Annotated in this window: 20 protein-coding genes (1 of these 20 running past the window's edge); 3 read left to right on the forward strand and 17 right to left on the reverse strand. The window is 65.0% G+C overall.

The genetic code is table 11. The annotated features are described in order from the left end of the window. From gshB to ACSVDO_RS19995, 7 genes are all read right to left on the reverse strand, one after another. Positions 1–187, reverse strand: partial view of a glutathione synthase gene (gene gshB, locus ACSVDO_RS19965; protein WP_332539768.1) — the start only. Its footprint begins 764 nt before the window's first position; 187 of the gene's 951 nt are visible here — the first part of the coding sequence; the start codon lies at positions 185–187; its stop codon lies beyond the left edge, outside the window. Positions 188–270: 83 nt separating this feature from the next. After that, entirely contained in the window at positions 271–1,449 is a 1,179-nt protein-coding gene (locus ACSVDO_RS19970; RefSeq protein ID WP_332684369.1) for a benzoate/H(+) symporter BenE family transporter, read from the reverse strand. A gap of 62 nt (positions 1,450–1,511) precedes the next feature. After that, positions 1,512–3,380, reverse strand: a complete 1,869-nt coding sequence (locus ACSVDO_RS19975) for a potassium transporter Kup (RefSeq protein ID WP_489594223.1) — start codon at positions 3,378–3,380, stop codon at positions 1,512–1,514. Between the two features lie 101 nt (positions 3,381–3,481). Further along, entirely contained in the window at positions 3,482–4,777 is a 1,296-nt protein-coding gene (gene gshA, locus ACSVDO_RS19980; protein ID WP_332539772.1) for a glutamate--cysteine ligase, read from the reverse strand. 96 nt (positions 4,778–4,873) lie between these two features. Beyond that, positions 4,874–6,340, reverse strand: coding sequence for a TrkH family potassium uptake protein (locus tag ACSVDO_RS19985; protein ID WP_489594226.1), 1,467 nt, complete (start codon positions 6,338–6,340; stop codon positions 4,874–4,876). Positions 6,341–6,349: 9 nt separating this feature from the next. After that, positions 6,350–7,798: a Trk system potassium transporter TrkA gene (trkA, locus tag ACSVDO_RS19990; RefSeq protein ID WP_489594227.1), complete on the reverse strand. Its 1,449-nt coding sequence runs from the start codon at positions 7,796–7,798 to the stop codon at positions 6,350–6,352. A 34-nt stretch (positions 7,799–7,832) separates the two neighbouring features. Next, a complete protein-coding gene (locus ACSVDO_RS19995) occupies positions 7,833–9,113 on the reverse strand; it encodes a glutamate-5-semialdehyde dehydrogenase (RefSeq protein WP_489594229.1) in 1,281 nt (426 codons plus the stop codon). A 124-nt stretch (positions 9,114–9,237) separates the two neighbouring features. On the opposite strand from ACSVDO_RS19995, the gene ACSVDO_RS20000 reads away from it, so the two are divergent. Then, entirely contained in the window at positions 9,238–9,540 is a 303-nt protein-coding gene (locus ACSVDO_RS20000) for a hypothetical protein (protein ID WP_332539776.1), read from the forward strand. A gap of 384 nt (positions 9,541–9,924) precedes the next feature. Here the strand turns inward: ACSVDO_RS20000 and holA are convergent, their stop codons facing one another. From holA to leuS, 3 genes are read right to left on the reverse strand one after another with little or no spacing between them, the layout of a single operon-like run. After that, positions 9,925–10,971 (reverse strand): DNA polymerase III subunit delta, encoded by a 1,047-nt coding sequence (holA, locus tag ACSVDO_RS20005; protein ID WP_489594231.1) that lies wholly within the window; start codon positions 10,969–10,971, stop codon positions 9,925–9,927. Between the two features lie 7 nt (positions 10,972–10,978). Further along, complete coding sequence (locus tag ACSVDO_RS20010) at positions 10,979–11,482, reverse strand: LPS-assembly lipoprotein LptE (protein ID WP_489594233.1); 504 nt, start codon at positions 11,480–11,482, stop codon at positions 10,979–10,981. Between the two features lies 1 nt (position 11,483). After that, entirely contained in the window at positions 11,484–14,198 is a 2,715-nt protein-coding gene (leuS, locus tag ACSVDO_RS20015; RefSeq protein ID WP_489594235.1) for a leucine--tRNA ligase, read from the reverse strand. Between the two features lie 326 nt (positions 14,199–14,524). On the opposite strand from leuS, the gene ACSVDO_RS20020 reads away from it, so the two are divergent. After that, complete coding sequence (locus ACSVDO_RS20020) at positions 14,525–15,784, forward strand: mechanosensitive ion channel family protein (RefSeq protein WP_489594237.1); 1,260 nt, start codon at positions 14,525–14,527, stop codon at positions 15,782–15,784. Positions 15,785–15,835: 51 nt separating this feature from the next. Here ACSVDO_RS20020 and ACSVDO_RS20025 read toward each other — a convergent pair whose 3' ends face one another. The 4 genes from ACSVDO_RS20025 to ACSVDO_RS20040 are packed head-to-tail and all read right to left on the reverse strand — an operon-like array spanning position 15,836 to position 18,417. Then, complete coding sequence (locus tag ACSVDO_RS20025) at positions 15,836–16,279, reverse strand: ExbD/TolR family protein (RefSeq protein ID WP_489594239.1); 444 nt, start codon at positions 16,277–16,279, stop codon at positions 15,836–15,838. Positions 16,280–16,289: 10 nt separating this feature from the next. Continuing rightward, positions 16,290–16,967, reverse strand: coding sequence for a MotA/TolQ/ExbB proton channel family protein (locus ACSVDO_RS20030; protein WP_489594241.1), 678 nt, complete (start codon positions 16,965–16,967; stop codon positions 16,290–16,292). 8 nt (positions 16,968–16,975) lie between these two features. Continuing rightward, on the reverse strand, positions 16,976–17,806 hold the full coding sequence (gene dapB, locus ACSVDO_RS20035; RefSeq protein ID WP_332539126.1) for a 4-hydroxy-tetrahydrodipicolinate reductase: 831 nt from the start codon (positions 17,804–17,806) through the stop codon (positions 16,976–16,978). A gap of 50 nt (positions 17,807–17,856) precedes the next feature. Continuing rightward, complete coding sequence (locus ACSVDO_RS20040; RefSeq protein WP_332539125.1) at positions 17,857–18,417, reverse strand: outer membrane protein assembly factor BamE; 561 nt, start codon at positions 18,415–18,417, stop codon at positions 17,857–17,859. Positions 18,418–18,568: 151 nt separating this feature from the next. Here ACSVDO_RS20040 and fur point away from each other — a divergent pair, with 151 nt between their 5' ends. After that, entirely contained in the window at positions 18,569–19,000 is a 432-nt protein-coding gene (fur, locus tag ACSVDO_RS20045) for a ferric iron uptake transcriptional regulator (RefSeq protein ID WP_332539124.1), read from the forward strand. 55 nt (positions 19,001–19,055) lie between these two features. Here fur and hprK read toward each other — a convergent pair whose 3' ends face one another. From hprK to hpf, 3 genes are all read right to left on the reverse strand, one after another. Continuing rightward, a complete protein-coding gene (gene hprK / locus ACSVDO_RS20050; RefSeq protein WP_489594244.1) occupies positions 19,056–20,009 on the reverse strand; it encodes an HPr(Ser) kinase/phosphatase in 954 nt (317 codons plus the stop codon). 20 nt (positions 20,010–20,029) lie between these two features. Beyond that, on the reverse strand, positions 20,030–20,503 hold the full coding sequence (locus ACSVDO_RS20055) for a PTS sugar transporter subunit IIA (protein ID WP_213297095.1): 474 nt from the start codon (positions 20,501–20,503) through the stop codon (positions 20,030–20,032). Between the two features lie 137 nt (positions 20,504–20,640). After that, a complete protein-coding gene (hpf, locus tag ACSVDO_RS20060; RefSeq protein ID WP_332539122.1) occupies positions 20,641–20,988 on the reverse strand; it encodes a ribosome hibernation-promoting factor, HPF/YfiA family in 348 nt (115 codons plus the stop codon). Between the last annotated feature and the right edge of the window lie 349 nt (positions 20,989–21,337).

Genomic DNA, 21,337 nt, shown 5'->3' on the forward strand with positions numbered 1-21,337 from the left:
CATCGCCCGTCAGCACGATGTCACGCACCAGCGCCGACACCTTGCTGCCGCGCTGCCAGGAAATGCTTTGCACTTCGCAGGCGGAGATCGCATGACCGCGGCGCTGGGCTTCGCGCATCATGGCGAAGGTGGTGTCCTTGTAGATCTTGAAAGATGCGAGAGGGTCGGCGATGAAAAGAAGGTTCATGGTGGTCACAACAGTTGCAGCCTCAGGGGGCAGGCCATTCGCCGCAGAATCAGGCGTTGCGGCGGGGCAGAGACAACGCGCACTCAGGCACGGCGACCATACTGTTGCACAAATAAGGCAAGGCTGCCGGCGAGCACCCCCCACAGGGCCGAACCTATGCCGAAGATCACCACGCCGCTGAGCGTGACCAGGAAAGTGATCAGCGCCGCTTCACGGTGTTTTTCCTCGGCAAAGGCCGATGTCAGCCCCGCGCCTATGGTGCCCAGCAGCGCCAGGCCCGCGATCGCTGCGATCAGTTCGCGCGGAAAGGCAGTGAGCAAGCCGGTCACCACGGCGCCGAAAGCCCCTATCAAGATATAGAACACACCACAGGCCGCTGCCGCTGCGTAGCGCCGCCGTGGATCTGCATGGGCCTCGGGCCCCATGCAGATCGCCGCCGTGATGGCGCTGAAATTGAGCGCGAACGCGCCGAAAGGCGCGAGCACCAGCGTCACCACCCCGGTCATCGTGATCAGGCGCGACACCGGCAGTTCATAGCCCGAGGCGCGGATCACGGCAATGCCCGGCAGGTTCTGCGAAGCCATGGTCACGATGAACAGCGGCAACGCCAGGCTCACGGCCGCCGACCAGGACCATTCGGGTGCAGTGAACAACGGACTGGCCAGCGACCAATGCACGGACGTCCAGGCCATATCGCCGGCAAATGCCGCAAGCGCCAGGCCCACAGCCAGTGTCCAGACCACGCAATAGCGTGGTGCCAGACGACGCGCGACCAGATAGGTCAGCAACATGCCCAGTACCAGCGGCAATGCGGTCTGCGCCGCGGCAAACGCCTGCATGCCGAAGCGCGCCAGCACGCCGGCCAGCAGCGCCGAAGTGATGGCCACGGGAATGTGCCGCATCAGGCGCTCCAGGGCACCGCTGGCGCCGACGATGATGGTCAGCAAAGCGGCGAGCATGAACGCGCCTACGGCCTGCGCCATGGTGAACCCGTCGCCCGCGAGGCCGGCCGTGGCCAGTACCGCCGCTCCCGGCGTGGACCAGGCGATCATCACGGGCTTGCGCAGCCACAAGGACGGCAGCACGGTGCACAGGCCCATGCCCAGGCCCAGGGCCCAGATCCAGGATGTGACCTGCGCGGGCGTGGCGCCGAAAGCCTGGGCGGCCTGGAACACCAGCGCCAGCGAACTGGCGAAAGCCACCAGCATGGCGACAAAGCCTGCCGCGACCGTGGAGAGGCTCGAATCACGAAAGAAATGCATGCCCGATTCTGTCAGAGCATGCAGGCCGCCGACGGTCGCCGGCGCGCCAGCGGCCGGCGCCTTTACAACTCGATCTTGGAGCCGAGTTCGACCACGGAATTGCTGGGCAGGCGCAGGAAGTCGGACACGCGGCTCGCGTTGCGGTGCATCTGCGCGAACAGCTTCTCGCGCCACGGCGCCATGCCCTGGCGCATGCCGGGAATGACGGCGTCGCGCGAAACGAAGTAGCTCGTTCCCATGGGGTCCAGCGGATAGCCCAGCCCGGACAGCTGGGCCAGCGCCTTGGGCAGGTCGGGCTCGTTCTTGAAGCCATAGTGCACGGTCACCTGCCAGCAATGGCTGCCCAGCGATTCGGCCTGCACGCGCTTGTCCATGCCCACCCAGGGGACCTCATGGTTGCGCACCGTGACAAACAGGTTCTGCGCATGCAGCACCTTGTTGTGCTTGAGGTTGTGCAGCAGCGCCGAAGGCACGGTGCCAGGCTCGCCCGACAGGAAGATCGCAGTGCCCGCGACGCGCTGCGGCGGATGCTGGACGAGCGCACCCAGAAAGCCCGACAGCTCGATCGACTCGCTGTGCAGGCGCTCGTGCAGCAGCTGGCGGCCACGCCGCCAGGTCATCATCAGCAGGAACACCGCGCTGCCTATGGCCAATGGGAACCAGCCGCCCTCGAACAGCTTGAGCAGGTTGGAGCTGAAGAACGCCAGGTCGATGACGAAGAAGCAGCCCGTGGCCGCCCAGCACAACAGCCAGGGGTAATGCCAGCGGTAGCGGATCACGAAGAAGGTCAGCAAGGTGGTGATCAGCATGTCGAGCGTGACCGCGATGCCATAGGCCGCGGCCAAGTTGCCGCTGGAGCGGAACAGCATCACCGCCATGACGATGGCCGCAAACAGGCTCCAGTTGACCAGCGGGATGTAGATCTGGCCGGCCTCCTTGGCGCTGGTGTGGCGGATTTCGAGGCGCGGCAGGTAGCCCAGCTGTATGACCTGGCGCGTGACGCTGAAGGCGCCGGTGATCAATGCCTGCGAGGCAATCACCGCGGCCATGGTCGCGAGCAGCACCAGCGGCAGCAGCGCCCAGGCGGGCGCCATGCGGAAGAACGGGTTCTGCACCGCATCGGGCTGAGCCAGCAGCAGCGCGCCCTGGCCGAAGTAATTGAGCGTCAGCGCGGGCATGGCGACACCGAACCAGGCCAGGCGGATGGGCTTCTTGCCGAAATGCCCGAGGTCGGCATAGAGGGCTTCGGCGCCCGTGACGCACAGCACCACGGCGCCCAGGATGATGAAGGCCACGCCGGGCTGGCGCCAGATGAAGCCCAGCGCATGGTGCGGGCTCAGCGCAGCAAGGATTTCCGGGTGGTCGATGATCTGCCATATGCCCAGCACCGCCAGGCATCCGAACCACAGCAGCGTGATCGGCCCGAAAAACTTGCCTATTCCCGCGGTTCCGCGCTTTTGCACCGCGAACAGCGCCAGCAGCACCAGCAGCGCCAGCGGCAGCACGAACTGGCGAAAGTGCGGCGACACCACTTCGAGGCCTTCGACCGCGGAGAGCACCGAGATCGCGGGCGTGATCACGCCGTCGCCATAAAACAGCGAGGTGCCGAAAATGCCTATGGGCAGCAGCACGGCGCGCAGCCGGGGCTGATCCTTGACGGCCTGGGAAGCCAGCGCGAGCATCGCCACCAGCCCGCCTTCGCCGTTGTTGTCGGCGCGCAGTACCAGGGTCACGTACTTGAGCGAGACGATCAGCGTGAGCGTCCAGAACAGGATGGAAAGCACGCCGTAGACATTGGCATGGGTGAAAGGAACATGGCCGGAGCCAAAGACTTCCTTGACGGCGTACAGCACGCTGGTGCCTATGTCGCCGTACACCACTCCAATTGCACCCAATGTGAGTGCTGCCAGCGAGGATTTTGGTTTGTTCACTGAACGCACCCGGAGCCGCTGCGGCGCCGGGTCTCCCTGTCATGGTGTGAGAGTCGTTGGGTCTCGCCGGCAGGCAGCATGCCCGCCGACGACGTCACGCATCAATCGTAGATTTCGGCGTCGGGGTTGGTGGCTTCGAGCTCATAGCTCGCCGCGAGCATCGCCAGTCGGCCGATCACGCCATACATGTAGAAGCGGTTGGGCGCGCTTGCGCCCGGGCGGGCGCCGAGTTGCGGCAGCTGGGTGCTGTGCTCGAAAGCCAGCGGCACGAAGCTCGAGCCCGGGGCGTTGAGATTCTCGTCCACGCCGCGCTCGGGGTGCATGCGGTAGAAGCCGCCAACCACATAGCGGTCCATCATGTAGACCACGGGTTCGGCGACCGCATTGTTCATGCGCTCCTGCGTCAGCACGCCTTCCTGGATGATCACGTCGTGCACCGCCTGGCCGTCCTTGATCACGCCCATCTTGTTGCGCGACTTGCGCGTGAGCACTTCGAGGTCCTTGGCGTCGCGCACGGTCATCACGCCCATGCCGTAGGTGCCATGGTCGGCCTTGACCACGACGAACGGCTTTTCCTTGATGCCGTATTCCTTGTACTTGCGGCGCACCTTGGTGAGCAGCATGTCGACCTGGGCGCTGAGTCCGTCCATTCCGGTGCCGTCGTTGAAGTCCAGGCCTTCGCAGTGGGTGAACATCGGGTTGATCAACCAATGGTCAATGCCCAGCAGCTTGCCGAAGCGCTTGGAGACTTCCTCGTAGCTCTGGAAATGGCGGCTCTTGCGGCGCACGCTCCAGCCCGCGTGCAGCGGCGGCAGCAGGTATTGCTCGTAGAGCTCTTCCAGAATGCCTGGCGGGCCGGCAGACAGATCATTGTTCAGCAGGATGGTGCAGGGATCGAAATCCTTGAGTCCCAGGCGGCGCTTGCTGCGGATCACGGGCTCCAGCGTGACCGATTCGCCGCTGGGCAGATTGATCACGGTGGTCTTCTTGATTTCGCGGCTGATGGAGCCCACGCGCACGTTGAGCCCGGCCATCTTGAAGATGCGCTGGAGCTGCACAACGTTGTTCAAATAGAACGTGTTGCGCGTGTGGTTTTCAGGAATGATCAGCAGGTTGCGCGCTTCGGGACAGATCTTTTCGATCGCCGCCATCGCCGCCTGCACTGCCAGCGGCAGCATTTCCTCGGTCAGATTGTTCCAGCCACCGGGGAAAAGATTGGTGTCGACAGGGGCGAGCTTGAACCCCGCGTTGCGGATGTCGACAGACGAGTAGAACGGAGGCGTGTGCTCCATCCATTCCAGGCGAAACCAGCGCTCGATCGCGGGCATGGATTCGAGAATACGCTGTTCAAGCTCGTTGATGGGGCCGGTCAGAGCCGTGATGAGATGCGGAACCATTGGTACCCTCAAGAGACGGTGGTGTATTGGATTGTAGGGATTTGGCAACGACGTCGGCATTTACCCACCACCGATGGTAGTCCCGACGGCGTTGCGTCAGCGCCGCCAAAAGGAGGGTGTCAGCAATGCCATGAAGCTCAGAATCTCCAGCCGCCCCAGGAGCATGGCCAGCGTGCAGACCCAGATCTGGAAATCCGTGAGTCCCGCATAGTTGGACGCGGGACCCACAGTTCCCAAGCCCGGGCCCATGCAGTGCACACTGGCCAAAATGGCGGTGAACGCGGTCACGGGATCAAGGTCGGTGAGCAGCAGCAGCATGCTCAGAGTGATCACCGTGGCGCCGTACACCAGCATGAAGGCCAGCACGGAGAAAATCATGCGATTGTCCACTACTGTCGATCCAAGCCGCACAGGTTGTACTGCCCGGGGGTGTACCAGGTGGGTCAATTCGCGCCGCGCCTGCTTGAGCAGAATCAGCATGCGCACCATTTTGATGCCGCCGCCGGTCGAACCGGCACTGGTCGCCACGCCCGACAGCAACAGCATCATCACCGGCAGGAAAACCGGCCAGCCGAGGTAGTCGACGGTAGCGAAACCCGTGGTGGTGGCAACCGAAATCACATTGAAGACGCCGTAGCGCAAGGCTTCCAGCGGCGCATAGACGCCCTTGACCCACAGCAGCAGCGCGGCAAACAGGCCACCGCCCACGAGCACGCCGATGGTGGCGCGCATTTCGGGGTCGCGCCAGAAGCCCTGCAGCTGGCCCTTGCGCATGGCAACGAAGTAGAGCGCGAAGTTGCAGCTGGCCAGCAGCATGAAGAACAGCGCCACGGCTTCGAGCAGCGGCGAGTCGAAATATGCAAAGCTCGCATCATGCGACGACAGCCCGCCCAGGCTCACGGTGGTGAACATGTGCATCAACGCGTCCATGGGCGTCATGCCCCCGGCCCAGAAAGCCAGGCCGCAGGCAATGGAGAAGATCGCATAGACGCCCCACAGCCCCTTGGCGGTCTCGGTCATGCGCGGCGTCAGCTTGGTGTCCTTGATCGGGCCCGCGGCCTCGGCGCGAAACAGCTGGCTGCCGCCCACGCCCAGCAGCGGCAGCACCGCCACGGCCAGGATCAGAATCCCCATGCCGCCCAGCCACTGCAGGAAAGTGCGCCAGACGTTGATGGACATCGGCAGGTCGTCAAGCCCGGTGAGCACCGTGGCGCCCGAGGTCGTCAGGCCCGACACGGCTTCGAAGTAGGCATGGGTGAATGAGATCGGCACGTCCAGCTGGTGCAGCGCGAGCATCAGCGGCAGGCAGGCGCACAGCGGCAGCACCAGCCAGACCAGGGTCACCAGGATCACGCCGTGGCGCGGCTGCAGCTCGCGGCGAAAGCGGTTGAGCCCCAGCCACAGCACCATGCCGACAATGGCCGCGACCGCGATCGACAGCGGGTACACCCGCCATATGCTTTCATGCTGCTGCCAGGAGACGGCCAGCGGCAGCAGCATGGCGAGCGCAAACATCACCAGCAGCATGCCCAGCACGCGCAGAACGGGAAACAGATCACGCATGGTGGGGCGTCAGAAGAAGGTGGCGCTCACGCGGAACAGCTTTTCCACGTCCCGTACCAGGCGCTTGTTCGGCAGGAAGAACACCACATGGTCGTTGCTTTCGATCACCGTGTGGCTGCGCGGAATGATGACCTGGGGTTCGGGGGCGCCCTTGTCCGCTTCGGCATCCTCGAGTCCGCGCACGATCAGGCCGATATGCACATCGAGCGGCAGGCGCAGATCCTCGACGCGCCGGCCGACGACGCGCGAGCTCTTGCGGTCGCCACGGGCGACGATTTCCAGCGCTTCGGCCACGCCCCGGCGCAGGCTGTGCACGGCCTGCACATCGCCGCGGCGCGCGTAGGCCAGCAATTCGCCCAGCATCGCCTGGGCCGGCGACAGCGCGATGTCGATCTGCGTGCCGTGCATCAGGTCGGCATAGGTGCGGCGGTTGATCAGCGACAGCACACGCGTCGCGCCCATGCGCTTGGCCAGCAGGCAGGACATGATGTTGTCCTCGTCGTCGTCGGTCAGCGCGAGGAACAGGTCTACATCCTCGACGCTCTCGTCGCCCAGCAGATCCTCATCGGTAGGGTCGCCCTGCAGCACCAGCACGTTGGTTGGCAGCACCGACGCGAGTTCGGTGCAGCGCTGTTCGTTCTCTTCGAGCACCTTGATGTGGAACTGGCCCGGCACCTGGGCCAGCTGGCTTGCCAGGCGCTGGCCGACGCGGCCACCACCGACAATCATGATGCGGCGCACGGGCTTGGCCTGCTGGCCGCGCGGGCGGTGCAGCGCGCTGAGGATTTCAGGCAGGTGCTCGCGCGCGGCGAGCACGAAGACCTCGTCGCCGGGCTCGATCAGCGTCATGCCGTCACAGCGCACGAAGCGATCGGGCTCGTCGGCAAAGCGCCGGTAGATCGCGACCAGGCGCATTGCCAGGTCGGGCATGCTGTCGCGCAGCTCGCCAATGCGCAGGCCCACGGCCGGCGCGCCGGCGCGCGCGCGCGCCGAAGCCAGACAGGCACGGCCGCCGGCAAACGCGCGCACCTGCAGCGACTCGGGATACTCGATGAGCTTGCCGATGTAGCGCGTCAGCGACTCTTCGGGGCAGATGATGCGGTCGACCGCAAAACCTTCCTTGCCCAGCAGCGGCGAATCGGGCGCGAAGCCCGAGGAACGCACGCGCGCGATGCGGGTCGGCACGCTGAACATCATGTCGGCGACCTTGCAGCACACCAGATTGGTTTCATCGAGCGCCGCGCAGGCAATCAGCAGGTCGGTGTCGCGCGCGCCGGCCTCGGCCAGCACCGCGGCATCGGTGCCGTTACCGACCACGCCGCGCAGGTCGAAGCGCGTCTGCAGCTCGCGCAGCCTGCGGCTGTCGGTGTCGATCACGGTGATGTCGTTTTGTTCGGACACCAGGCTTTCGGCCACGCTGTAGCCCACGCGTCCCGCACCCAGAATGATGATTTTCATGAAATTCGCTGGTGATGCCGGACGCGGGTAGTCTTCAGACGCGGACTTCGCCGTCGCCCAGCACCACGTACTTGAGCGAAGTCAGGCCTTCGATGCCCACGGGGCCGCGCGCATGGAACTTGTCGGTGCTGATGCCGATTTCCGCGCCCAGGCCGTACTCGAAGCCGTCGGCAAAGCGGGTGCTGGTGTTGACCATCACGCTGGCCGAATCGACTTCGCGCAGGAACTGCTGCGCATGGCGATGGTCGGTCGTGAGAATGGCTTCGGTGTGGGCGCTCGAATAGCGGTTGATGTGGGCAATGGCCTCGTCCACACCGGCCACGACCTTGATGCTGATGATGGGCGCGAGGTATTCCTCGCTCCAGTCCTGCTCGGTCGCGGCCACGAGCTGGGCGCCGGCCACGCCTTGCAGCAGCGCCAGGGATTCAGGACAGCCGCGCATTTCGACGCCCTTGGCGGCGAACACCGCACCGATGGCGGGCAGGAATTCGGCCGCGACCGCGCGCGCCACCAGCAGGCTTTCGCTCGCGTTGCAGGGGCTGTACTTGCTGGTCTTGGCGTTGTCGGCGACCTTGACGGCCATCGCGAGATCGCAAGGGTCGTCGACATAGGTATGGCAGTTGCCGTCCAGGTGCTTGATGACCGGCACCTTGGCTTCGCGGCTGATGCGCTCGATCAGGCCCTTGCCGCCGCGTGGAATGATCACATCGACGTATTCGGGCATGGCGATCAGCTGGCCCACGGCCTCGCGGTCGGTGACCTGCACCAGCTGCACCGCGTGCTCGGGCAGGCCGGCTTCGGCCAGCGCCTGCTGCACCAGCCGAGCCAGCGCCTGGTTGGAGGAAATCGCTTCGGAGCCGCCGCGCAGAATGCAGGCGTTGCCGCTCTTGATCGACAGGCTCGCGGCTTCGATCGTGACGTTGGGGCGGCTTTCGTAAATCATGCCGAACACGCCTATGGGCACGCGCATCTGGCCCACGCGTATGCCGCTGGGCTGCTGCTTCATGCCGACGATCTCGCCGATCACGTCGGGCATCACCGCGAGCTGCTCGCAGCCCTGGGCGCAGGTCTCGAGCACCTTGGGCGTGAGGCGCAGGCGGTCGACCATGGGCGCCGACAGGCCGTTGGCCTCGGCCGGCACCAGGTCGAGCGCGTTGTCGGCCTGCAGTGCGGCGGTGTTTTCACGCAGCAGCCGCGCCAGCGCCAGCAGCGCACGGCTTTTGGTGGCCGCCGAGGCGCGGGCCATCTGTGCCGAGGCAGCTTTGGCCTGGGCACCAAGGGTGTGTGTGTATTCCACGATATTGAGCGCGTTCATGCCGCGATTTTGACCGAGTTGGCGCGCTCTGACTGCCGGGTGGCGCAGAAGCCTCATTTCCAGGCGTGCCGCAGCCCCCGGCTTGACGGCACAATGGATGCGTTGCTTCCCAGGAGAAACGGACATGACCGTCAATACCGCACTGTTTGAACTGCATGCGCTGCAACAGGCGCTGCAGCAGCTGTCGGCCGGCAAGATCACGGCCAGCGAGCTCAGCGCCCAGGCGCGCGCCACCCCGCACCTGCTCGCGCGCCTGCCGCCGCGCTATGGCCAGGTGCTGCAAGACCTTCTTGACCGGCTCGAAGCGAGCGCGCTGTTCACCGAAGAAAGCTGCTCGTTCAGCCAGAGCGAGCTGCTGACCCATTTGCAGGGCTGGGCCGACAAGGCGCAGGAAACGCTGGAACTTACGCCGCAAGTGCCGGAATGACTGCCCTTTGCTGAAGCCCCCGTTCGTGACGACTCCGTCGAACCATGAACGGCCTGCGCTCCAGCCTGAGCACAGGACGACAAATCAATGGATTAGCGATGGGTGAATTGTGGCAAACAGCGGCATCAAGCAAATAAATACCGTTCGCCCTGAGCCCGTCGAAGGGCGTTTTAGGGCGGAGTCTGCGTTAGATAACTACCCCATAGAAACAGACTTTGCCTGCGGCATAGGCCGTACGTTCATCCTTCGACAAGCTCAGGACGAACGAAAACCAACAGAGCCTCTGCTGTTTCTTGATAACGCCTGACGAGGCGAGCCTCGTCTAATTCGCTCAGGGCGAACGAGCATACAAGAACGCCCGGCCCTCGAACTTGAAACAGCGCCTTATTTGAAGGCTTGCACCATTTCAAAGGCCAGCCGGCGCAGTGCCTGCCAGCCGTCCTGCGGCCAGCCCGGAGACTTGAGGCCTTTGACGATGCCGTCGACGGTGTGTGCCGACTGCAGCAGCTGCGCCGCGGCCTGGTCGTTCAACCGCGGCACGATACGCTCGAAGAAGCGCTCCTTGGCACCCCAGATGCGCTGCTCGCGCAGCGCCATGGGCAGCGGACGCCCGCCCGCAATCGCGTCCTTGACACGATGGAGTGCACGGATGTCCTCGGCCAGCGCCCAATGCACCAGCACTTCGGCCACGCCTTCGGCCTGCAGGCCGTCGAGCATGCGCTGCACACGCGCCAGCTGCCCCGACAGCACCGCGTCGGACAGCTTGAACACGTCGTAGCGCGCGACGTTGAGCACGGCCTGCTCTATTTGCTCGCCGTGCAGCTCGCCGGCCGGGTACAGCAGCGCGAGTTTCTGGATTTCCTGGTGCGCGGCCAGCAGATTGCCTTCGACGCGGTCGGCGAAGAACTGCAGCGCGCGCTGGCCTTCCTCGCCCGCGACCACGCGCTGGCCCTGGGCCGCAAGCCGCTGGGCGATCCAGGGCGGCAGCGCCGCGCGCTCGATGGGATCGATCTGCAGCGTGACGCCATGCGCGTCCAGCGCCGAGAACCAGGCGCCGGTCTTGGTCGCCTTGTCCAGGCGCGGCAGCATGACCAGCGTCAGCGTGCTGTCGTTGCCCTGGGCGGACTCGGCAATCTGCTGCAATGCCTGGCTGCCGTCCTTGCCCGGCTTGCCCGAAGGAATGCGGATCTCGAGGATCTGCTTGTCGGCGAACAGCGACAGCGAGCCACCCGCGGCCAGCACGGCACTCCAGTCGAAATGCGCGCCGGCCACAGTGTGGCTGCTGCGCTCGGAATAACCCGCGGCGCGCGCCGCGGCGCGGATCGCGTCGGCGGCTTCCTGCTGCTGCAGCGGCTCGTCGCCGTGCAGCGTGTAAAGCGCGCGCAGACCCTTGCCGAGGTGGGCCTGGAGCTGGTTCAGGCCAAGCTGCATGCCGCCCTCACAGTGTCTTCACGGCCGCGAGCCGGCGCAGCAGCTGCTGCACCAGATCGGTCTGCATGTTGCGGTAGAGCAGCAGCTCTTCCGCCTCTTTGGACAGGGCAATGGTTTCGTTGTAGCTGATGTCGCGCTGCTGCAGCAGTTCGGTGTCGGGAATCACATCGTCGCCATTGGGCTTGCGCAGCTTGAAGCGCAGGCGCAGGCGCAACTGCAGTTCGCGCACCTGGCCCGAGGCGTTGAGACCCACGACCACGCGCTCCTGCTGCTCGCTGATCAGCTCGAAGATGACTTCGGCGTCATCGGGCGAGCGCGGATCGCGCAGCACCGTGAGCTTCTCCGTCGAAGACGACAGCGTGCGCTCGAGTTCGCGCGCCAGCATCGAGCCGCGCGGCGCCTGGATGAACAGCGAATGGAAGGCGAACTGGGGCACGCCGCGCAGGCGGAAGCCGCAAGCCGCAAACAGAGGCACCACGGACACCAGGGAGAGCAGCGTGCGTTTGCGCATGTCAGACCACCACGTTCACCAATCGGCCCGGCACCACCACCACTTTCTTGGGGGCGGCACCTGCGGCCTGTTTCAGGAAAGCGTCGCTGGCCAGGGCCAGGCGCTCGATCTCGGCCTTGTCGGCCGTCGCGGCGACGCGGATCGAGCCGCGCAGCTTGCCGTTGACCTGCAGCATCAGTTCGATCTCGTCCTGGACCAGGGCATTGGCATCGACCTGGGGCCAGGGCGCGTCGAGCAGTTCGCCCAGATGCTGGCTGTAGCCCAGGCTGCTCCACAGCGCATGCGTGACGTGGGGCGTGGCCGGGTAGAGGCAGCGCAGCAGGATGCCGAAGCCTTCGATCGCCGCGATCTGGCCGTCGGGCGTATCCGTGCCCTTGAAGCTTTCGAGCGCGTTGATCATCTTCATCGCGCCCGAGACCACGGTGTTGTACTGCATGCGCTGGTAGTCGTAATCCACCTGCTTGAGCACAGTATGGATTTCGAGGCGCAGCGCCTGGGCGTCCTTGCCGAAGGCCACGCCCGACAGGTCGCGCGCGCTCGCACCCACGGCATCGGCCGCGGCATAGTCGCCGGCCAGCAGCTTGAAGCCGTAGTTGTAGACCCGGCGCAGGAAGCGGTAGCTGCCTTCGACGGCCGCGTCGTTCCACTCGAGCGTGGCTTCGGGCGGCGCGGTGAACATGGTGTACAGGCGGGCGGTATCGGCGCCGTACTTGCTGATCAGCTCCTGCGGATCGATGCCGTTGTTCTTGGACTTGGACATGGTGCCCACGCCCTCGTAGTCGATGGCCGTGCCCACGGGCAGCAGGCCGTCGGCGCTGTCGACCGCGGTCTTGAGCTGGGCGCCGACGATCTTGCCGGCGTCATCGAGCACATGCTCGACGTCCTTGGGCCAGAAGTATTCCTTCGCGCCCTTGGCCGTGCGGCGGCTGTAGATGTGGTTGAGCACCATGCCCTGGGTCAGCAGCTGCGAGAACGGCTCGTCGAAGGTCACCAGGCCCAGGTCGCGCATCACCTTGGTCCAGAAGCGCGCATACAGCAGGTGAAGAATCGCGTGCTCGATTCCGCCGATGTACTGGTCCATGCCGCTGCCGCGCATCCAGTACTCGGTGCCCGCACCGACCATCTGTTCGCTGTTCTTGGCATCGCAATAGCGCATGAAGTACCACGAGCTGTCGACGAACGTGTCCATCGTGTCGGTCTCGCGGCGCGCGGGCTTGCCGCAGCAGGGGCAGACCACGCCCGCATGGAAGACTTCGCTCTTGACCAGCGGATTGCCCGAGCCATCGGGCACCAGGTCCTGCGGCAGCACCACGGGCAGGTCCTTTTCGGGCACCGGCTGGGCGCCGCAATCTTCGCAATGGATGATGGGGATGGGCGTGCCCCAGTAGCGCTGGCGGCTCACGCCCCAGTCGCGCAGGCGCCAGGTGGTCTTCTTCTCGCCCAGGCCCTTGGCGGCCAGCAGTTCCGCGACCTTGTCGACGGCCTGCACATGGCCCAGGCCATCGAGCACGCCAGAGTTGACGCAGACGGCCTTTTGCTTGTCGCCGTAGGAGTCGGCCCAGGCTTCGGTCGAGAAGCTTTCGCCTTCGACAGCCACGACCTGGCGGATAGGCAGGCTGTATTTCTTGGCAAACGCGAAATCGCGCTCGTCATGTGCGGGCACGCCCATCACGGCACCGTCGCCATAACCCATCAGCACGTAGTTGCCGACCCACACTTCGACCGACTCGCCGGTCAGCGGATGGGTGACGAACAGGCCCGTGGCCATGCCTTCCTTTTCCTTGACCGCGAGTTCGGCTTCGGTGGTGCCGCCCTTCTTGCATTCCTCGATGAAGGCGGTCAGCGCGGGGTTGGACGCGGCCGCATGCGTGGCCAGCGGGTGCTCGGGCGCCACGGCGCAGAACGTCACGCCCATGACGGTGTCGGCACGCGTGGTGAACACGTACATCTTGCCGTCCTGGATCAGCTGGCCCTGGGCGTCGCGGATGTCATGCGTGAACGCGAAGCGCACGCCGCTCGACTTGCCTATCCAGTTTTCCTGCATCAGGCGCACCTTGTCGGGCCAGCCGGTCAGCGTGGCCTTGTCGTTGCCGACCTGCACGTGGTCCAGCAGCTCCTGGGCGTAATCGGTGATCTTCAGGTAATAGCCCGGGATCTCGCGCTTTTCGACCAGGGCGCCGGTGCGCCAGCCGCGGCCGTCGATGACCTGCTCGTTAGCCAGCACGGTCTGGTCGACCGGATCCCAGTTCACGACCTGGGTCTTGCGGTAGGCAATGCCCTTGTCGAGCATCTTCAGGAACAGCCACTGGTTCCAGCGGTAGTACTCGGGGTCGCAGGTCGCGACTTCGCGGCTCCAGTCGATTGCCAGGCCCATCGACTGCATCTGCTTCTTCATGTAGGCGATGTTGTCGTAGGTCCACTGCGCGGGCGGCACCTTGTTCTTCAGCGCCGCGTTTTCCGCGGGCAGGCCGAACGCGTCCCAGCCCATGGGCATCAGCACGTTATAGCCCTTCATGCGCAGATGGCGCGTGAGCATGTCGTTGATCGTGTAGTTGCGCACATGGCCCATGTGCAGCTTGCCGCTGGGGTACGGCAGCATCGAGCAGGCATAGAATTTCTTCTTGCTGTCGTCTTCGGTGACACGGTAAGCGTCACGGGCGGCCCAGTGCTCATGCGCCGCGCGCTCGAGCTCGATATGGTTGTATTTGTCTTGCATGATGGAGAGCGGGTTCCGGCAGCAGGGCGCCGGTGAAAGCCAAGGTCAACCGGGATTTTAGGCCGGACGCCACACCGCACCGCCGTGACCGGCTATCTCCCTGCGCAAAGCCCCGTGCGCCAGCGCTTGAAAAAGGGTTTTGGATGCGCTGCGCGCCGGCCCGTGCGGCTCTTGCCTATGCTGTGAAACCGTCCGGGCCGGCGCGGCTCGGCGCATGGAACTTGTGTCCCGACCTTCGGTCTCACCCCGTCTTCCCCCCCTTCCCCCGCTTTCTTGAGGAGCCATTTCTGGTGCATTGGTCATTGATTTCCGAGCTGGAGCCCTGGATGCAGTCCATCGCGGGCCTGGCCCTGCTCGCGCTGCTGGCGTTCGTCAGCCGCTATCTGGCGCAATTCTTCCTGCAGCGCGTCGTGCGCCGGGTGCGCCTGGGCCTGGCCGCGAACTGGGCCGAGATCCTGCTGCACGACAAAGTCATGCGCCGGCTCGCGCAGACCGTGCCATGGCTGGTGGTGCAGATCGGCATGGCGGGCGTTCCCCATCTTCCGCCACGGTTCCATGGCCTGCTGCTGAACCTTGCGGTCGCGGTCAGCATCGTGCTGGTGCTGCGCACCTTCAACGCCCTGCTCGATGCGATGAACGAGGCCCACGAGCGCAAGGAGCGGCTCAAGCCCTCCATGCATTCGATCAAGAACTATGTGCAGCTGGGCCAGCTGCTGGCCGTGCTGGTCGCGGCCGTGCTGATCATGGCGACGATGCTGGACCGTTCGCCGCTGCTGCTGCTGTCGGGCCTGGGCGCGCTGTCGGCCGTGCTGATGCTGGTCTTCAAGGACACCATCCTGTCGTTCACCGCGGGCGTGCTGCTCGGCTCGAACGACATGATCCGCGTCGGCGACTGGGTCGAAATGCCCCAGGTCGGCGCCGATGGCTTCGTGATCGACATCGCGCTCAACATCGTCAAGGTGCAGAACTGGGACAAGACCATCACCACCATTCCCACCTGGAAGCTGATGAGCGACAGCTTCAAGAACTGGCGCGGCATGTCGCAGTCGGGTGTGCGCCGCATACGCCGCGCGCTGCGCATAGACGCCGACACGATTCGCGTGCTCGACGCGACGCAGCTCGAGCAACTGTCGCGCATCGCTCTGCTCAAGGACTATCTCGCCGAAAAGCGCGCCCAGACAGCGGCACTGCCGGCGTCCGCCATGGCACAGTCGGCGCCTTTCCACCCGCTGCAGCTCACCAACCTGGAGCTGCTGCGCGCCTATGCCTATGCCTATCTGAACGTGCACCCGGGCATACAGCACGACACCTACCTGCTCGCGCGCACGCTCGAACCCACGACCGAAGGCGTGCCGCTGGAGCTGTACTGCTACACCTCGACGTCGATCTGGGTCGAATACGAAAACATCCAGGGCAGCATCTTCGACCACCTGATAGGCGTGCTGCCCGAGTTCGGCCTGCGGCTGTACCAGCGGCCTTCGGGCAGCGATGTGCTGTCGGGGCTGCGTCCGCTGGCGCAGGGCAGCCAGGCGCAGGGCCTGGGGCCGCGCGAGGGGCCGCCAAGGCAGGCGGATCAAGGGCTTTGACGCCAAGCGCGCGTTCATCCTTCGACCAGCTCAGGACGAACGGATAGCCGTCTAGGGCTGCGCGGTCTGCGCCGGCTCGGCGACAAAGCCTATGCGCGTGAGCCCGGCCGCATGGGCCCAGCCCATCACCGCCACCACCCGGCCATAGGGCACGGCGGCATCGGCGCGCAACTGCAGTTCGGCCTGGGGCTGGGCCGCTCCCAGCGCCGCGAGGCGTTCGCGCAGCGCGGTCTCCGGCAGTTCCTCGCCATCGACCCATAGCCGTCCCTGGGCGTCGACTTCGAGCGCAATCGCTTGCGGCGGCGTAGGCGGCGCGACCGGCGTCGTGCCCTGGGCCTGGGGCAATTGCACGCGCAGCGCGGCCGCCAGCACGGGCGCGGCAAGAATCAGAATGACGACCAGCACCAGCATCACGTCGACCAGCGGCGTGACGTTGATACCGCTCAGCGGCTCGGGAGAGGAGCCGGTGCGACGGTCGAAGCGGCCGAATGCCATGGCGCCAGCGTCAGGCAGCAGGCCCGGCGGCTTCGCCAAAGACGGCCTGCAGATCGTGGGCAAAGCCTTCGAGATCGGCTTCGATGCGACCCGCGCTGCGGCCCTGCAGGTTGTAGCCCAGCACTGCGGGAATCGCCACGGCCAGACCGGCCGCGGTCATCACCAGCGCTTCGCCCACCGGCCCCGCAAGCTGGGCGATGCCGATTTGCTGGCTGTCGGCCAGCAGCGTCAATGCATGGTGAATGCCCCAGACCGTGCCCAGCAGGCCGACAAATGGCGCCAGCGTGCCGACCGAGGCCAGCAACACCTGGCCCCATTGCAGAGGGGTGCTGCCGGCCTGAAGCGCGGCGCGCAGGCCGCGCGTGAGCTGGCCCGAGGCCGCGCCTTGCTGGGCCAGCGGCAGGCCCGCGTCGGTGGAGGCAATGGGGGGATGCTGGGCGGCCAGCGCATCGACCAGCGGCAGCACCAGGCCGCTGCGGTCCAGCGTCGCGACCTGGGCGCGGGCCTGCGCCAGCGTGGGTGCGCGCCAGAATGCTGCCACACACTGCGGCACCTGGCGGCGGCTGCGCGCCAGCAGCCAGGCCTTGTAGCCCATGACCACCCAGCTCGCGACCGACAGCAGCAGCAGCAGCAAGGCCGTGGCCTGAGTGACCGCGTCGCCTTGGGTGAGCCAGAGCCAGCGGTCCATGGTTTGGATCAGCGCAGGCCGAGCACGTCGAACATGTCGAACATGCCCTGGGGCTTGTCCGCGAGGAAGCGCACGGCGCGCAGGCTGCCCTGGGCGTAGGTTTCGCGGCTCGAGGACTTGTGCGTGATTTCAATGCGCTCGCCGATACCGGCAAACAGCACCGTGTGGTCGCCGACGATGTCGCCGCCGCGCACCGTCGCAAAGCCTATGGACGAGGGGTCGCGCGCGCCGGTATGGCCGTAGCGCTCGTAGACCGCGCATTCGGCGAGGTCGCGGCCCAGCGCGTCGGCGATCACTTCGCCCATCTTGAGCGCCGTGCCCGAAGGGGCATCGACCTTGTGGCGGTGGTGGGCTTCGACGATTTCGATGTCATAGCCCGTGGACAGCGCCTTGGCCGCCATTTCGAGCAGCTTGAGCGTGACGTTCACGCCCACGCTCATGTTCGGCGCGAGCATCACCGCGACCTGCTTGGCGCCTTCGGCCAGCGTCTTCTTGTCTTCATCGCTGAAGCCGGTCGTGCCTATCACCAGCTTCACGCCCAGGTCCTTGCAGACTTCGAGGTGGGCCAGCGTGCCTTCGGGGCGCGTGAAATCGATCAGCACCTGGGCCTGGGCCAGTCCTTGGCGCAGGTCGGACGTGATGACCACGCCGCTGGCGCTGCCCAGGAAGGCCGTGGCATCGATGCCCAGCGCCGGGCTGCCCGGCACGTCGAGTGCGCCCGCGAGCACGCAGTCCTCGCTGTTATGGATGGCTTCGATCAGCATGCGGCCCATGCGGCCGGAAGCGCCGGCAACGGCAATACGATGGCGCCCGGCGGCGGGCGAGGAATTCGCGGTCATGGTGGTAATCCTGGGAAAGCGGCCGGCAGCGCAGGCGGCCGGCACAAAAATCAGCGGCCTGGCGCTTCGAGCGGCGGGTACTGCTTGGTGGCGTCCGCGGGCGCGAGCACTTCGGCATCGGCGGCCGACGGGGCGGCCGCGGGGAAGCGCGCGAGCTGCTCCGGCGTGGCCTCGAGCTGCGGCACCTTGCCGCCGGCTTTCTTCGAGCCCAGGGTCGCGACGAAGTCGGCTTCGGACGGCATTTCATCGCCTTCGTGGCGCACCAGGCGGTCGCCTTCGAAGAACACCGTCAGCTTGCGGGTCTGGATTTCTACATCCTTGCGCTTGAGCGTGAACACATATTCCCAGCGATCCGCGTGGAACACGCTGGTCAGCAGCGGCGTGCCGAGGATGTCGCGCACCTGCTGGCGGCTCATGCCGGGCGCCAGGGCCTCGACCTGTTCACGGGACACGAAATTGCCCTGAACCACTTCGACCTTGTAAGGAGTGATTGCGCTGGCAGCGCTGGCGATGCGCTGGCTCGCGCTGTCAAGGCTGCTGCAGGCAGCCAGGACGGCAACGACCACAACAGTCAGCGCCAGACGGGCACTGCAACGGGCTTGGACATGCATGGGTATGGCTTAGGGGATATGATTCAAATCATTGTAGCGGCTGGTCCTTCCAGTACTCGACATTCTCCACACCCTCGGTGCGAGGGCCATTTCTGTTGCCTGTGCTGCGCCGGTACCGGATATGCTCGCAGGCACTCCCAAAGACCCTGTCATGACGAATATCGACGAACTCAAAAGCACGGGCCTCAAGGCCACCCTGCCCCGCCTCAAGATTCTGGAAATTTTCCAGAAAGGCGCGCAACGCCACATGACTGCCGAAGACGTGTTCCGCGTGCTGCTCGACGAGCGCTCCGACATCGGCCTGGCCACGGTCTACCGCGTACTGACGCAGTTCGAACAGGCGGGCATTCTGATCCGCAGCAATTTCGAAAGCGCCAAGGCGGTCTACGAACTCAACGAAGGTCAGCACCACGACCATTTCATCTGCACCGTCTGCGGCAAGGTCGAAGAGTTCTACGACGCGGAAATCGAGAAGCGCCAGGTGCAGATCGCCAAGGCCAAGGGCTGGGTGATCCATGACCACGCGATGTCGCTGTACGGCCAATGCACGACCTGCGCCAAGGGCGCTCCCGGCCACCGCTGAAACAGTCACACACAAAAAAGGCGCCTTTCGGCGCCTTTTTGCATTGGGCTGCATTTCAACCCTTGCCCTGCTCCATCGCGCGGCGATGGCGGTCAATGAATTCCTGGTAGGTGTCTATGCCCCGCAGCTGCAGAATGGTGTTGCGCACCGCGGCTTCGACCAGCACGGCGATATTGCGCCCCGCAACCACCTGAATCACGGCCTTGAGCACGGGCACGCCCAGCACGTCCTGGGTCAGCGGCTCATACGGCATGCGCTCGTATTCGCGCTCCAGCGTTTCCTTGCGCACCAGGTGCACGATCAGCTTGAGGCGCATCTTGCGGCGCACCGCGGTCTCGCCAAAGATGGCGCGGATGTCGAGCAGGCCTATGCCGCGCACTTCCAGCAGGTTCTGCAGCAGCTCGGGGCATTTGCCCTCGATCGTCGCCTGGTTGATGCGATACAGGTCGACGGCGTCGTCGGCGACCAGGCCGTTGCCGCGCGAAATCAGTTCGAGCCCCAGCTCGCTCTTGCCCAGACCCGACTCGCCGGTGATCAGCACGCCCATGCCCAGAATGTCCATGAACACGCCATGCATGGTGGTGCGGTCGGCGAAATGCTTGGACAGGTAGGCGCGCAGCACGTCGATCACGAACGCCGAGTTCTCGTCGGTCGAGAACATCGGAATCTGCGCCTGCTCGCACATGGACAGCAGCTCGGGCGGCGCGACCTGGCCGTCGGCCAGCACCAGCACCGGCGGCTGCAGGGTCACGATGCGGGTGACGCGGCGCTGGCAATCCACGGAGGTGGACTTGGAGAGGTAAGCGATTTCGCGCTCGCCGAGCACCTGCAGACGATAAGGGTGGATGTAATTGAGGTAACCGACCAGGTCGGCACCGGAGCGCGCCGAGCGCACGGCCATTTCATCGAAACGCCGCTCCGAAGCCCCCAGGCCCGCAACCCACTCCCAGCGCAGGGAGGTACGGAACGCCTGAAACAACAGGTCGGCGCTGATTGCATTCGGTCGCATGGAGGGGACCGGTCAGGTGATCAGGACAGCGGCGCTGCCGTCGACTGCCAGCGGGCCAGCATCTCGTGCAGCAGCTCGGCGTCGTCGCAGGCCTTGATTTGTTCGCGCAATCCGGTGTCGCTGAGCAGTTCGGCGATCTCGGACAGGATTTCCAGGTGCTTTTGCGTCGCCGCTTCGGGCACCAGCAGGAAAATCAGCAGGCCCACGGGCTGCTCGTCCGGGGCATCGAAGCCAATCGGATTGGCCAGTTGGAAGACGGCCGCCATCGGCGCCTTCAAGCCCTTGATGCGGCCATGGGGAATGGCGACACCATGACCCAGCCCGGTGGAGCCCAGGCGCTCGCGCGCGAACAGGCTGTCGGTGATCAGCGCACGGGACAGACCATGCAGACTTTCAAACAACAGCCCGGCTTCTTCGAAAGCGCGTTTCTTGCTGGTGGCGTCGACGCTCACGAGGACTTGAGCGGCAGGCAGGATGGAGGCTAGACGGTTCATGGTGTTAGGGAGGAATTATGCACGCTCCGCTCCAACGGTGCCGCGAATACCCGAGGCACGTGAAAAAGCCGCCTTGCGGCGGCTTTTGCTGTCAGATGGCTCCTATATTTCGCCAACGTGGCGACAGGGACGACATATCAGGCCTGGGCGAGCACCATTGCGTCACGCTTGGGCGTATCGAAACGCCCTGATTGCAAGCGTGTCTTGTGCTCCACGACCTTGCGGTCCAGCTTGTCGACCAGTGCATCGACGGCGGCATAGAGATCGAAGTGCGCACTCTGGGCAAACAGGTCACTGCCCTTGACGCGTACCGTACATTCAGCGCGCTGGCGTTTGTCTTTTTCCTTTTGGTTCTCCACGGTCAGCAAAACCTTTACATCCACTACCTGATCGAAGTGTCGAAGAATCCGCTCGAGCTTGCTCATCACATAGCTGCGCAATGCCGGGGTCACCTCCAGATGGTGACCACTGATAATCAAATTCATACGAAAGCCTCCTTGCCCAAGGTAAAGAAAGCCCCTGCCAGCAACACTGTCACTGGCCGGGCTTGCAAGCTTGAATGCGCATTCGTTGCTTGGGTTCACTATGCGCCCAGCACCAACCAAATGCAAACCGATACCGGTATTCCGCAGTAGGTTTTGGGTCGGCTTTGCCCAAATGTCGGAAAACCACGCACAATCGTTGGAGTTGATGCACTACGCCCGGCCGGCCTGCTTTCACCGCGCCGCGCGCCGCGCGCGGATGCAAGAGGAACAAGACCGGCCCCGGGCCTTAAAATCCTGTCAGGTAAGGACCCGCACCCTGCCCAGGCCTTGATCGCAACCATTCGTACCC

The organism is Comamonas sp. DB36, assembly GCF_057914905.1.